At 34.5% G+C, this 13,410-nt stretch carries 11 protein-coding genes; 8 read left to right on the top strand and 3 right to left on the bottom strand.

Going from position 1 to position 13,410, the window contains the following annotated elements; all coding sequences use genetic code 11:
- Window positions 1-105: 105 nt before the first annotated feature.
- Both Q9306_RS20415 and Q9306_RS20410 read right to left on the bottom strand, forming a co-directional pair.
- On the bottom strand, window positions 106-471 hold the full coding sequence (locus Q9306_RS20415; protein ID WP_306201814.1) for a hypothetical protein: 366 nt from the start codon (window positions 469-471) through the stop codon (window positions 106-108).
- A 76-nt stretch (window positions 472-547) separates the two neighbouring features.
- Window positions 548-1,240 (bottom strand): hypothetical protein, encoded by a 693-nt coding sequence (locus Q9306_RS20410; RefSeq protein WP_306201812.1) that lies wholly within the window; start codon window positions 1,238-1,240, stop codon window positions 548-550.
- Window positions 1,241-1,790: 550 nt separating this feature from the next.
- Here Q9306_RS20410 and Q9306_RS20405 point away from each other — a divergent pair.
- The 7 genes from Q9306_RS20405 to Q9306_RS20375 all read left to right on the top strand — a co-directional run bounded on the left by Q9306_RS20405 (window position 1,791) and on the right by Q9306_RS20375 (window position 12,344).
- Window positions 1,791-2,774 (top strand): LacI family DNA-binding transcriptional regulator, encoded by a 984-nt coding sequence (locus tag Q9306_RS20405; protein ID WP_306201810.1) that lies wholly within the window; start codon window positions 1,791-1,793, stop codon window positions 2,772-2,774.
- 104 nt (window positions 2,775-2,878) lie between these two features.
- Window positions 2,879-4,327 carry a sucrose-specific PTS transporter subunit IIBC gene (locus Q9306_RS20400; RefSeq protein WP_306201808.1) on the top strand — a complete coding sequence of 483 codons (1,449 nt, stop codon included), beginning with the start codon at window positions 2,879-2,881 and terminating at the stop codon, window positions 4,325-4,327.
- Between the two features lie 59 nt (window positions 4,328-4,386).
- Window positions 4,387-5,859 (top strand): glycoside hydrolase family 32 protein, encoded by a 1,473-nt coding sequence (locus Q9306_RS20395; RefSeq protein WP_306201806.1) that lies wholly within the window; start codon window positions 4,387-4,389, stop codon window positions 5,857-5,859.
- Between the two features lie 15 nt (window positions 5,860-5,874).
- The gene (locus tag Q9306_RS20390; protein ID WP_306201805.1) at window positions 5,875-6,843 is read left to right on the top strand and encodes a carbohydrate kinase family protein; all 969 of its coding nucleotides are present in this window, start codon (window positions 5,875-5,877) and stop codon (window positions 6,841-6,843) included.
- A 640-nt stretch (window positions 6,844-7,483) separates the two neighbouring features.
- Entirely contained in the window at window positions 7,484-9,196 is a 1,713-nt protein-coding gene (locus Q9306_RS20385; RefSeq protein WP_306201803.1) for a methyl-accepting chemotaxis protein, read from the top strand.
- A 504-nt stretch (window positions 9,197-9,700) separates the two neighbouring features.
- Window positions 9,701-10,513 carry a peptidoglycan-N-acetylglucosamine deacetylase gene (locus tag Q9306_RS20380; protein WP_306201801.1) on the top strand — a complete coding sequence of 271 codons (813 nt, stop codon included), beginning with the start codon at window positions 9,701-9,703 and terminating at the stop codon, window positions 10,511-10,513.
- Between the two features lie 817 nt (window positions 10,514-11,330).
- Window positions 11,331-12,344, top strand: a complete 1,014-nt coding sequence (locus Q9306_RS20375) for a LacI family DNA-binding transcriptional regulator (RefSeq protein ID WP_306201798.1) — start codon at window positions 11,331-11,333, stop codon at window positions 12,342-12,344.
- 39 nt (window positions 12,345-12,383) lie between these two features.
- Here Q9306_RS20375 and yhfH read toward each other — a convergent pair whose 3' ends face one another.
- Window positions 12,384-12,512 (bottom strand): protein YhfH, encoded by a 129-nt coding sequence (gene yhfH, locus Q9306_RS20370; RefSeq protein WP_020059885.1) that lies wholly within the window; start codon window positions 12,510-12,512, stop codon window positions 12,384-12,386.
- A gap of 160 nt (window positions 12,513-12,672) precedes the next feature.
- On the opposite strand from yhfH, the gene Q9306_RS20365 reads away from it, so the two are divergent.
- Window positions 12,673-13,407, top strand: coding sequence for an MBL fold metallo-hydrolase (locus Q9306_RS20365; protein WP_306201795.1), 735 nt, complete (start codon window positions 12,673-12,675; stop codon window positions 13,405-13,407).
- Window positions 13,408-13,410 lie beyond the last annotated feature (3 nt).

Genomic DNA, 13,410 nt, shown 5'->3' with positions numbered 1-13,410 from the left:
CATCGCTCCTTTGCATCTTTTTTATCAGTGTTGACAGATAAAAAGATGTTCAGACACAAAAACAGGCTGTGGAGAAGGCTTTCTCCACAGCCTGAGCCTAAAGGTTTAACCTTTAGGCTTTTTTTGGTATAAAGATTCTTTTGAAAATCCAAGCTCGTAAAGACTGTAAAAGAAATGAATAATTATATACAAATAGCCTATCATTGCATATATAGCCCATATATCAAACTGTTTTAAAGAATACATAAAATGATCATATTCGTTACCCTCTCGACTAATTGAATTAAGTAAAGAAACAACTGGAATTGAAACAATAAAGATTAAATTTAAGATATTCAATTTCGTTTTGAATTTATCTTTTTTAAATTGATAACAATTTAAAATACCAATGATTAAAAAGATAAATAAAACACTATAATATATTCTCCCAAAAAATACAGGCATAGCTTCTACATCAGTTCCATCAATCATAAAATTAATCCTCCTAATTATTGGTAAATAATTTGTTGGTATCAATAGCGTTTGGAACTGTCATATTTGTAAAAATTTATTTCTTTTTCCGAAACCGCTGTACACCGTAACCAACAAGGATAAGTGTGAAAATGAGCCAAGCAAATGGTGCATATTTTTCGGCGAGTGTTTTCATTTTCATATTTTTTGTGATTTCTTCTTTCGTTTTTCCTACTATAATTTCAGAACCATTATATCCTTCAAGTGTGTTTCCTTTTTTAACTCCAAAAATGAGAGCTTCCGTGTTATTTTCAATCCCGTGATAGCGATACCCTTTACTATGTATTGTTAATTGTGTATCGTCTTTTTTTAACGTATACTCTTCAGTCGTAGTAATGTCTTTTGAAGAAAGTAGAATTGGCTCGAGTGCCAATCGAACTTCTTTTTCGTTTAGAGTAGGTAGTGATTCACCATTTACAGAAAGATGCGCAGGAATGTGTTTTTCTGTATCTGTAGTTTTCCAACTTGCTTTTTTTCTTCTATATGATTTTTTTTCGAGTAAAGCAAACTCTTTATTTATTTTTGTTTCATCTGTAACTGGTTGTTCAGTTGTTATGTTTCCTTTTAATAAAATCACACCATCTTTCGCTGTTTGAAAAGAAGACACTGCTTTTGTTTCTTTTAGCTTGTTTACAGCGTCGTTATAATGTTCCTTTCCAAAAAGTGAAGAGATTGTTTGTACAGTTAAGAATATGTATAAGATTGCTAGTACGATGATGCCCTTTTTCACGATTGTTCCCCCTGAATAATAATGTGAATGCTTTATATCTATTATTTTACAGAAAAACATAAATTAGGAACAATTCCTAATTGTTACATTAATCTTACAAAATTGTAAGGTTGGGTTTTCGGAGTGTGGGAATGCGGATGTGTTTTGTACTTGTTTTCTCATTTTGTTTTAAACCTTGATGAGCGTTAAGACACCCTCGTCTATTTTTTGAATTACATTTATATATACTAATTATATCTAAATGTATAGGAGCTTTGTCAGTATATGAATCCATTTTCATTTTTCGACATCTAGATTGCGGCTATGCAGAAGAAAAGGAACCGCACGTGCTTTCTCTCTTTGTTTTACTTTGCATGTGGCAGGAAAGGGTACTGACCGCTTCTATGTATGGCCAGATGCTCTCGCCCAATGAAAAAGAATGGTTTTATGTTGGTTTTTTAATTTGGATTTATATAGAAAGGTATATATAACTTTTATTTTTCAACATAGGAGACTAGAATAAAAACAGATGATATGATTAACAATCGTATATGAAGATGGAGATGAAAGAATGAAAAAAACAATTTCTGATATCGCTCAAATAGCGGGGGTTGCAAAGAGTACAGTTTCTCGTTATTTGAATGGCGGTTCTGTTAGTGATGTGACAAAGGAGAAAATTAAGCGTGCGATTCAAGAAACGGGATATGTTCCTAATACGTTTGCTCAAAGTTTAAAGGCAAAGAAAACAAATATTATTGGTACAATCGTACCACGTTTGGATTCCTATGCTTCATCGTTAACATTAATCGGCATAGATGAGCAGTTGAAAGAACTAAACTATCAAATGTTAATATCCAATTCCAATCAAGATTTAGAACGGGAAATTGAAAGCATTTATACATTGGCAAATCAAAAAGTTGCAGGGATTATTTTATTGGCTACTCAAATTACTGATCAGCATATAGAAGCTTTTCGCAAAATTGATATACCAGTATTACTTGTTGGACAACAGCATAATGAAGTGTACAGTTTCATTCATGATGATTACGGAGCGGCTTATCAAATCGGACAATATATCCTTGAAAAAGGGCATAGAAGAATCGGTTATTTAGGTGTAACAGAACATGACATTGCAGTTGGTGTAAACCGAAAGCAGGGATTCAAAAAGGCGATAGGTACAAAAGCGGATTGTGAAGTGAAATATTATGAAACAAGTTTTAATATTGAAGACGCGATTCAAACAGCATCGGAGATTATCGAAGAATTTCATCCTTCTATTTTAGTGTGTGCAACAGATAACATTGCCCTCGGTGCATTAAAAGCGGCATATATGAAAGGTTTACGAGTACCCGAAGATGTATCTATTACTGGATTTGGTGGATATCAAGTAACAGGAGTGATTCATCCCGCAGTAACGACTGTGAAATTTTATTACAAGGAAGTTGGACAAAGGGCAGCTAGAAATATTGTAAAGCTCATAAATGAAGAAGAGATAGAGAAAATTTCAATATCAAAATATGAAATAATTGAAAGAGAAAGCGTTGACAATATATAAAAGCAGTCATATAATCTAATTGAAACCGGTTCCAAAGGGCTGGTTTTTTATTAACTTACATTTGGAACCGGTTCCAAAAAATACTATAATAAAGGGGGAGCATTATGAACTACAATCAAATCGCAAAAGAAATTTTGGAAGCAATTGGCGGTAAAGAGAATGTATCAGCAGCAGCACACTGTTCAACCCGCTTACGTTTAGTGTTACATGATGAAGGAAAAGTTGATCAAAAGAAACTTGATAGTATGGATACGGTGAAGGGAACTTTTTCTACGGGTGGACAGTTTCAAGTTATTATTGGTTCAGGAACTGTAAACGAAGTGTATAAAGAATTGGCGAAATTAACAGAGCTTTCTGAGATGTCTACAAAAGATGTGAAAGCCGCTGGAACAAAGAAATTAAATCCGCTACAACAATTTGTAAAAATGCTTTCAGATATTTTCGTTCCTATTATTCCCGCTATTGTAGCTGGCGGATTATTAATGGGGATTAATAATCTATTAACAGCAAAAGATTTATTTATTGCAGGGAAGTCATTAGTAGAAGCGAATCCTCAAATAACAGATTTAGCAGCACTTATTAATACATTTGCAAATGCAGCATTCGTATTCTTACCAATTTTAATTGGGTTTTCAGCAACACAACGATTTGGAGGAAATCCTTATCTTGGGGCAGCTCTTGGTATGTTAATGGTCCATCCTGATTTATTGAATGGATATGGGTATGGGGCAGCTTTGGTGGCTGATAAAGTACCTGCTTGGCATATATTTGGTATAACTATTGAAAAAGTAGGATATCAAGGTACAGTATTACCAGTTCTTGTGTCATCATTTATTCTAGCAAAATTAGAAACATATTTACGAAGAGTAATTCCGACAGCACTTGATAATCTTTTTACACCTTTATTAACGATTTTTATTACAGGTTTATTAACATTTACAGCAGTAGGGCCAATTACACGTTATGCGGGAAATCTGTTAACAGATGGAATTGTTTGGTTATACGATACAACTGGATTCATTGGCGGTGGGATTTTCGGATTCCTTTATGCACCAATAGTGATTACTGGCATGCATCATAGTTTTATTGCAGTCGAAACGCAACTACTAGCTGACGTTGCAAAAACAGGCGGTTCATTCATATTCGCAATTGCAACAATGTCTAACGTTGCACAAGGTGCAGCAACTCTTGCGGTTTTTCTTATTACAAGAGATAAGAAAGTGAAAGGCGTTGCGTCAGCAGCTGGAATTTCAGCACTTTTAGGTATTACAGAGCCAGCGATGTTTGGTGTTAATTTAAAACTAAGATATCCGTTTATAGGAGCTATTATAGGTTCAGGAGTTGCATCTGCTTTTATAACCTTTTATAAGGTAAAAGCAATTTCACTAGGAGCCGCTGGTTTACCTGGTATTATTTCGATTAGACCAGACTGCATTATTCCTTATGTGATCGGAATGGTGATTTCCTTTATCATTGCTTTTGCAGTAACGATTATTTTAGCAAAAAGAACAGAAAAGAAGGGAAGTAATTCTTCTCAAAAAGAAGCAGCTTAATTTTTGGTAAGAGGAGAATGATTTCATTCTCCTCTATTTATTAAGGGAGTTTGATAGAAATGGTATGGACAAGGAAACAGCGCTATCGCCGGATTGAGGAGGTAAGCTTAGAAGAAATTCAGAAATTACAAGCAAGAGTAAATAATTGTTCTTGGCGACAAATGTTTCATATACAGCCAGAAACGGGTTTGCTAAATGATCCGAATGGATTTTCTTATTATAATGGTGAATATCATTTGTTTTATCAATGGTTTCCGCTTGGCCCTGTGCATGGTTTAAAGTATTGGTATCATACGAAATCAAAAGATTTTGTTCATTGGGAAAATGTTGGTATAGGGATTGAACCGACAAATGATTATGACAGCCATGGCGCTTATTCCGGAAGTGCAATTGAGCATGAAGGGAAATTGTACTTATTTTATACCGGCAATACTCGTGATGAAAAATGGGTGAGAAAACCTTATCAATGTATTGCGATCATGGATGAAACAGGAAACATTAAAAAGTTAGAACAGCCGGTCATTCATGAAGTCCCAAATGGGTATACAGACCATTTTCGCGATCCGAAGGTCTGGAAAAAAGGTGAAATGTTTTATGCAGTCATTGGAGCGCAGCGAGAAGATGAAACAGGATGTGTAGTATTATATCGATCACCTGATTTACTGCAGTGGAATTATGGCGGAGAATTACAAACAAATTTGAATCATTTCGGATATATGTGGGAATGCCCAGATTATTTCGAGTTACAAGACAGAGGAGTTCTCCTTTTTTCTCCGCAAGGTTTAAAACCTAAAGGAGATCATTATCAAAATATTTATCAATCTGGCTATATTCTTGGAGACAAGCTAGATGTGAAACAATTATCCATGTCACATGGTTCCTTCCAGGAGCTCGACAAAGGGTTTGATTTTTATGCACCCCAAACAATGATAAATTCAGATGGACGGCGTATTTTAGTTGGATGGATGGGCTTGCCAGAAATCGATTATCCAACTGATAAAAACGGTTGGGCGCATTGTTTGACATTACCAAGAGAATTGGTCGTTCGAGGAGACAAGCTTATTCAACGCCCAATAAAAGAGCTTCAAGCACTTCGTAAACAGCAATATAAAATAAAAGATACGATCTACAATGAACAGAAAATGTATGAGGGATTTACAGGAACAGCATATGAAATGATTTGTGAGTTTAAAAATGAGAGTGCGACTGATTATGGAATTGCATTTCGAGTGAGTGAAAATGAGAGAACAGTAGTTAAGTATAATGCTCTAGAGAGAAAAGTAATACTAGATCGTACACATTCAGGAGAAGCTGTCGGAGAATCTTATGGAACAAAGAGAAAATGTTCAGTAGATGCACAAACGATTAAGTTCCATTTATTTGTGGATACATCCTCTGTTGAGGTTTTTATAAACGATGGAGAACAGGTATTTACAAGTCGTATATTTCCGAGAACTGACAGCAAAGAAATTTATTTTTTTGCGAAAGAAGGAAGTGCACTCTTACAAGCAACCAAATGGGATTATGAATAAGAAGAGGTGGAATGTATGAAGAACTTATATGCAATCGGGGAAGTTTTAATTGACTTCATTCCTATTCAAAAAGGAAAAGCGCTAAAAGATGTAGTTGAATTTCAACGAGTTCCTGGAGGAGCACCTGCGAATGTGGCAGCTGCAGTTGCAAAATATGGGGGGAAGTCATCTATGCTTACAAAGTTAGGTATCGATGCATTTGGTGATTTTCTTTTAGAGAAATTACAGGAAGTCGGGGTAAATACAGACAAAATTATGAGAACGAACGAAGCAAATACAGGACTTGCTTTCGTCTCGTTACGTGAAGATGGGGAACGTGATTTTTCCTTTTATCGCAACCCTTCTGCAGATTTGTTGTTTCATGAAAATGAGATAGATGAAAGTTGGTTTGAAACAGGAGATATTCTTCATTTTTGTTCTGTCGATTTAGTGGAAAGTCCGATGAAATATGCGCATGTAAAGGCGATTCGCTCTGCGAAAGAAAATGGAGGGATTATCAGCTTCGATCCTAACGTACGTCTCCCGCTCTGGAAACATGCGGAAGAGTGTAGAAGGACGATATTGGAATTTATTCCGCTTGCACATATTGTTAAAATTTCAGATGAAGAGTTAGAGTTTATTACTGGCATTTCTGATGAAAAAGAGGCGATTGGGTCCTTGTTTATCGGAGATGTAAAAGCTGTTATCTATACAAAGGGAGCGCAAGGTGCAGAATTATATATGAAGGATAAACAGTATCAATCAAACGGATATCTTGTTGTAGTACAGGATACAACGGGCGCAGGAGATGCATTTATTGGCGGTTTCTTATATAAATTGTTAGAGAAAAACGTAAGGAAACAAAATATAGGAGAGGTGCTTCATATGCATTGGCAGGAGATATTAACATTTGCAAATGCAAGCGGGGCTCTTACTACAACAGGAAAAGGAGCAATATCTTCTATTCCCGTAAAAGAAGATATTTATAAGCTGCTTCAAGGGTGAGCTAAATTCATTAGTGGGGATTTTCTTCTCCACTATCTTTATTCTTCTTAAGACGACGTATGCACTTACAAGGATAAGTACCAAACTTATAAAAATGGTACATATTTTTCCTACTATAATTTCAGAACTATTAACTTTCAAATGTGTTTCCTGTTTAACTTCAACAGTTAGCGCTTCTATTTAGGAAAAACAAGCAAAAGAAAGAGGAATACATACAAATGACCTGTGTTCAATACACAGGTCATTTGTATAGTAATTATAAAATATAATGGCAACAAATATTACTTACATTACTGCTTTTAAAAGATCTTCTACTAATGGAATTATTGCACCTAGAAATTTTAAAACTGCCATTGCGATTTCCATATATAACCCTCCTTGTTTTCTGAATATTTAATTATCTGTTTATAATACTATTTTAATATAAAATAGTAAATTTTACAACATATTTTTATATGCAATATTTCATAAACTCCCAAGATGTTACATTGTTATAATAAAAAGAGGAATCCATTCCATACGTAGTAATTATGATGGGATTTTATTGCAAAAAAGTGAAAAATTATAATTTTTCTCTTTTTTGTTTTTAAAATATAACTGTATAATTAAATATTAGGATAAAAGGAAGGTTGGGATGTAAATGTTATTTGTGAAAAATGGTAAGATTAGCACAAAATTAAATGTATTAATGATTACAGCTAGTATTGCATGCATTCTCTTATCAATTATAGGAGTTGTCGGATTAAAAAAGACAGGTGAGGCTTCTACAAGTATGTATGACGAAAGGTTACTTCCGATTTACTGGATAGAATCTGTAGAATCTAACTTTTACTATATGAATTACAATTTTATGGAACTGATGAACACAACTGATGAAAAAAAAGATAAAGAATTAGCAGATCATATAGATCAAGTACGTAAACAAAATGATGAATTATTTAAAAAATTCGAGTCTAAAATTAGCGCCAAAGAAGAAAAACAATTATATGAGAATTTTCAAAAAGATTATCAAGAGTTAAAGAAACGATTCCGTGAAGGTCAAAATTTAGCAATGGAAAATAAAAACGAAGAGGCTTATGCTTATTATTTAAAAGAAGTTGAGCCTATTATGCAAAACTCAATTAAAGGCATTAAAGAACTCATTAAATATAATGGTGAAAATGCGGAACAATTACAGAAAAGTAATGCCAGCAGTGCACAAACTACAATGCTGATGTTTATTATTATTTCGCTTATAGCGGTTGCGGTTATTATATTCATTGGATATATCATTAAAATAGCTATTCAACGTCCAATTACTTTATTACAACGTGATATGAAAGAAGTAGCAGACGGGAATTTAGTAGTACGTACTTCTTATCAAGCGAATGATGAATTAGGAAAAATTGTTACTTCTTTTAATCATATGTTAGACAATCTACAACAATTAATTGAGAAAATAAAGGTAACAACACAAGAAGTTACTTCCTCTACTGATCGTATGCTGCAAAATACAAAACAGGCATCTCAAATCTCTAACGAAGCGGTTCAAACGATTCATGAAGTAAACAAACAAATAGAAGGGCAAGTTACGAGTATGCAAGAAAGTTCAATAGCAATGAATGACGTAGCCAGTGGAGTTCAAACTGTAGCTGAATCGGCTTCTACTGTTGCGGAAATATCTGTTGTTACAACAGATCGTATAAATAATGGAAGTAAAGTAATCCAGCAATCTATTACACAAATGAATAACGTCCACAAAGTTGTTGAAGAAACATCTGCAGTGATAGAGCGTCTTGTTACGCGCACGCAAGACATAGATAAAGCATTAAATGCCATTACGAATATTGCGGAACAAACAAACCTTCTTGCTTTAAATGCTGCAATTGAAGCCGCACGTGCAGGGGACAATGGAAAAGGGTTTGCAGTTGTTGCGGCTGAGGTGCGAGACTTAGCCGAACAATCAAAGCAATCTGCAAATGAAATTAATGACTTAATTAAATCTATCCAACAAGATACAAAAGATACCGTTCGAATTATGAAAAAAGGACAAGAAGAAGCAACGCAAGGAAAAAATACCGCTAATGAAGCAGACCGAGCATTTTCAACAATTATGACAGATATTCATAAGATAACAAGTCAAATCCAAGAAGTATCAGCTACAACTGAAGAAATGTCTGCTGGGACGGAAGAAATTAACGCTTCATTATCAGTAGTATCCGAGACTTCTACAGGAGTAGCAAAGGATACGAAACAAACTGTACAAGCAATTCAAACACAAGCATCATCAATTAAAGAAATAACAAATCAATCTATGCAAATAAGGAAAAAAATCGAAGAATTAGAAGGGGTAATTTCACAATTTAAAATTTAAGGATAACATTTATTTATAAACATAATAAAAAATAAGAGATGGTTAAGTTAAAACCGTCTCTTATTGATGTTTCTTTTATTTTTTTATTTATAAAACCTTACAGAATTTAAATAAGTTTAGGAAAGTGAGTCCGATGCCAAAAGGCATTGGACTCACTATTTTTACAATAAGGAGTACAGGAAAGCGGTTTTTATATGTCTTTTTCAATTTGTATTTATATAGATTGTTCTTTTTCACAATGTGTACAGCGATGAGTAATCCTGAAACTCCCATTTTTTCGGTGCATATTTAAATCCTATAACATTAATGTTTTTACAGCATGTAGTCCTTATTAAAGCCACTGAAAGGCCTTTGTAACATTTATGAAAGAGGTATGAAAGATATTTAAAATAATATAAACTTAATAAGATTAAATTTACATTAGCCAGTAGTAAAAAATGCACATAGAGAATGAGGAACAGTATTTGGAATTTATATAAGATTAGTAGGGAGAGATCAAAAAGAATGAAACGTGTTTATAGGGTAAAACGTATAGTAATTCTAATTGTAGCAATTACAGCCAGTTATTTTATGTTTCAATCTATTACGTCACCAGCAAGGGCTGTAGCGAAGCAAGAAAATACAGTACAGCTAGTAAGTGACCAACCAAAAGTTGAAATGAAGAAAGTCGCTCCAAGTCGATTTAATGGTAAGGAGAGAAAAGTCGCGTATCTTACTTTTGATGATGGACCAGGAAAATATACGGCTGAGCTCTTAAAAATGTTGAAACAAAATAATGTGAAAGCGACGTTTTTTTTAATTGGTAAAAATGTAAAACAGTTTCCTGAGTTAGTAAAGCGTGAAAATGCAGAAGGGCATTATGTGGGCATGCATAGTATGACACATGATTTCAAAAAACTATACACAAGTGGTGGGTATGTAAATGAAATGAACCAAGATCAAGGGCTAATTGCAAATATTATTGGACAATCTCCAAAGTTAACACGTCCACCATATGGATCAATGCCAGGATTAAATGAAGCACTTCGAAATAAAGTGGTTGAAGGTGGTTTTAAAGTATGGGATTGGACAATCGACTCTTTAGACTGGAAATATAGCAAAATACCAGTTGATGCAGCCGTAACAAAAATTGTTGAAAATGTACTTAAGAGTGCAACGAAGCCACAAGAAGTTATTTTAATGCATGATATTCACCCACAATCTCTTGCTGCTGTACCGGCTATTATAAAAGGATTAAAAGAAAAAGGGTATGAATTTGAAGCATATCATGAAGAAAATCATTTCCCAGTTAATTTCTGGCACGATAAGCGTATTTGATGGAGAAATTAATATTGATTTGTAGAAAAATAGCATTTTAATTATCAATTTAAGTATCAGAAAAATAAGGATAAGAGTCTTCATTTTTATAGCGATACGTAGTGTGATAGTAATTTATTGTAATTTATATATATCCAAATTAAAAAACCGACATAAAAACCTCTTTCTTTTTAGGGGAGGACGAGAGCATCTGGCCGTGCATAGAAGCGATCAGGGATTTTTCTTGCCACATGCGATATTTTAAAACAAAGGGAAAAAGCGAGTACAGGTGGTGTTGCAGTCTACATAACAGCAACTTATATGTCGAAAAATTAAAATTGATTTATATAGAACAGTATATTAGTGAAGAATATGGTATGAAAATCAACTAATAAATCTATTTATTATTTTATATAAATATAAATTTAAAAGCGGCATACAAATGCCTTTCTTTTTAGGTGGATGAGATTGTCTGGCGTGCATAGAAACGGTCAGGGACTTTTCCTACTACATGCAAGGTTTGAAACAAAAGAAGAAAGCAAGTAGCGGTCATATTGTATTCTGCATAGCAGCAATTTATGTGTCGAAAAATTAATATATATGGATCATCTTTCTATGGATATTACATGGGAAGATGATCCATTTTATGTCTATTGAAATATTAACTTGACGCCCCTCTATAACAATATTTTTCTACTGTTTACAAGTATTCTTTTCTTAGTTTTTAACTTTTACAATATCAATATAGTATTTTCTTCGCAAGGTGTGTTGCGGTTTCCAATTATATACTATATAATTCTAATTAAGAAAACGTTTTCATTCAAAGGGGGAGAATTTCGTGTCGACTATCGAGGACGTAGCGAAATTAGCGGGGTTATCAAGAACAACGGTTTCTCGGGTGATTAATAACCATCCGTATGTATCGGACGAAAAGAAAAAGAGAGTACAATTAGCAATGAAACATCTTGGATTTGTTCCGAATTCTGCGGCGAGAAGACTACGTAAGCAAAAGACGGAAACAATTGCAGTGTTGGTTCCGCGTGTGACAAATCCTTTTTTCAGTAAATTTATTGAGGCGATTGAAATTGTAGCTTCAGATCATAAATATAAACTGATTATTTGTCAAACAAGATATTTACCAGAGAAAGAGATGGAGTATTTACAATTGTTGTCTACGAAACAAGTAGATGGGATTATTTTATGTTCACTTGAAAATGCTTGGGAGGATGTTGAGCCTTATTTACAGCATGGACCGATTGTTTTATGCAATGAATATATTGAAGAAGCAAACATCCCAACTGTAAACTTTGATCATGCACAAGGAGCATACATAGCAGCGAAACATGTATTAGATCAAGGATATCGTCATCTTGTATTCTGCCGCGGCAGAGAGTCAAAGGTAATTAACCAACAGAGAAAGATGGGCTTTTTACGCGCTGTAACAGAAGCAAGCAAACAAGTGGAGTCAATTGACTTCGTTGAAAGCGCTTACTCTATTGAGGATGGTAAAAATATATTTTATGAGTTTTTACAAGACAAAAAAAATCCTACCGCTATTTTGGCAGGGGGAGATGAAGTCGCAGCAGGAATTATCGCAGAAGCGAGTAAACAGGGCTGGAGCATTCCTGATGATTTAGCTGTAGTTGGTTTTAATAATCAGTTTCTATCACAAATTATAGACTCAGGTATTACAACGATTGATCAGCCAATTGATGATATGGCACATAAAGTTGTAGAACTGATGATGGATAAAATTCATACGAAAAATTATCGAAATAAAGAAGTGTACGAGTTTGAACTGGAGCTCTTGGTGAAAGGTTCAACGGTGAAAAGTACAATGATGCTAGCCTAGTAGATGATATCTGCTAGGTTTTTTTATGTTTACAATCTATTATTCTTCGTGCGTACAATCCTCGCATTTATTGTGGTACGCTTCGTGCTGCTCATCAATCTCTCTTCCACAATTGGAACAAGTTTTTGCCGGTAAATTTCTAAAAAACTCCATTGGTTGATCTATCATGTAAATCCCTCCATTTCCATTTCTTACTAACATTGTATTAGTACAAATGATTAAAGTCAACAACTGTTTTATAACAAATTTCAAAATAATGAAAATGTGTAGAAAATCATTTATAGTTAAGACTGTAGAGTAGAAAGTGAAACAGAAAGGATGAATGCATATGAAAATGACGGTTGTCGGCTTTTGGGGCGGTTTTCCAGAGGCGGGAGAAGCAACGTCTGGATATTTATTTGAGCATGACGGCTTTCGTTTACTAGTCGACTGTGGCAGCGGTGTACTAGCACAGCTTCAAACATACATAACGCCTTCTGACATAGATGCTGTTCTATTGTCTCATTATCATCACGATCATGTTGCTGATATTGGGGTGCTTCAGTATGCACGTTTAATTACAAGCATGACGGGAGGCGCGTTACCAGAACTACCGATTTACGGACATACCTTCGACGCAAAAGGTTTTGCATCGTTAACACATATACCGTATACAAAAGGAGTTCCTTACAACCCAGCGGACACATTACAAATTGGTCCATTCTCCATTTCCTTCTTACAAACAGTGCACCCTGCTATATGTTTTGCAATGCGTATTACAGCAGGTGGGAAAACTGTTGTCTATACAGCAGATTCTAGTTACATGCCAAAGTTTGTTTCATTTGCACAAAATGCGGATGTATTTATTTGTGAGTGTAATATGTATGCGCATCAAGATGGCTCAAAAGCTGGGCATATGAATAGTACAGAAGCAGGAGAAATTGCAAAACAAGCTAATGTAGGAGAACTACTTTTAACTCATTTGCCACATACAGGGGAATTATCAGATTTAGTAACGGAAGCAAAACAAATTTTTAACGGCCGCATCGTACTTGCACATAGCGGTTACGTTTGGGAATCTTGAGGT

The sequence above is a fragment of the Bacillus multifaciens genome (assembly GCF_030756675.1).
Taxonomy (GTDB): domain Bacteria; phylum Bacillota; class Bacilli; order Bacillales; family Bacillaceae_G; genus Bacillus_A; species Bacillus_A multifaciens.
Note: the sequence above shows the minus strand (reverse complement) of the source record. Positions and strands in the feature narration are given on the sequence as shown.